Source organism: Rhizobium sp. PRIMUS64, assembly GCF_023006465.1.
In the GTDB taxonomy this organism is placed as follows: domain Bacteria; phylum Pseudomonadota; class Alphaproteobacteria; order Rhizobiales; family Rhizobiaceae; genus Rhizobium; species Rhizobium leguminosarum.
The window spans coordinates 1-803 of record NZ_JALBGX010000310.1; the positions used below are offsets into that span (position 1 = coordinate 1).

Here is an 803-nt window from a genome sequence, read left to right on the forward strand (position 1 = left end):
CAGCTGCTCGCGCTTCTCGGCAATCCCGGCCCACCGCCGGGAAAGGCTTTCCTCCACCCCGGCTGCGGCAAGCGAAAGGTGATCGAGACCACGGCGGCGGGCAAAATCTTGGGCATGGGCGCGATAACCGGCCTCGCTTTCAAAATCGAGCGTCGTCGTCTTGGCGCCTGAACGCGACAGGCGCTCTACCAGTTGCTTGAACACATCCGGTCGATGGCTTTCCCGCTCGATCCGTTGCTGACGTTCTGCGGTGGTTTCGATCCGCCTGGCGGTCCAGACGTTGCGGTCGACCTCTCTTTCCTCGAACCGCTTCTGGCCGGTTTGTTCGTCGGCGATCGCAACCTTGATCGTCACCCGCTCGACGCCGTCCTTGCGCAGCGTGACGGTATCGCCTTCTGAGACGCCACCCTCCTCGAGCGCCTTCGGTAGGCTGACGCCCCATAGACGATGGAGGGTGCCGTCATCCGTCCTGACATCGGCATAGGGACTGTCGTCGGCATCTTCATCGCTTGGCCGGAACTTGGCTTGTCCTGTTTCCGCGAGCGCGCCGGTGACGCCGGCGGCATGATCGACATGCGGCTTTCGTCCCCATTCCGGCTTTGCTTCAAAATCGTCCTTCGCCGCATAGAGGTCGACGCGGTCTCTGTGTCTCGTCATCGACACATAGGTCAGGTGCTGGTCCATCATGCCGCTGGCGAGCACGAAGGTTCGCTCGACAGTGGCGCCTTGAGACTTGTGAATGGTCGCGGCGTAGCCATGATCGACATTGCGATAGCTGCTCTCGCTGATGACGACATCACGGC

General features: G+C 61.9%; 1 pseudogene. It reads right to left on the bottom strand.

From position 1 onward, the window contains the following. A pseudogene (locus tag MOV76_RS39285) lies at nucleotides 1–803 on the bottom strand (Ti-type conjugative transfer relaxase TraA); the annotation flags it as partial.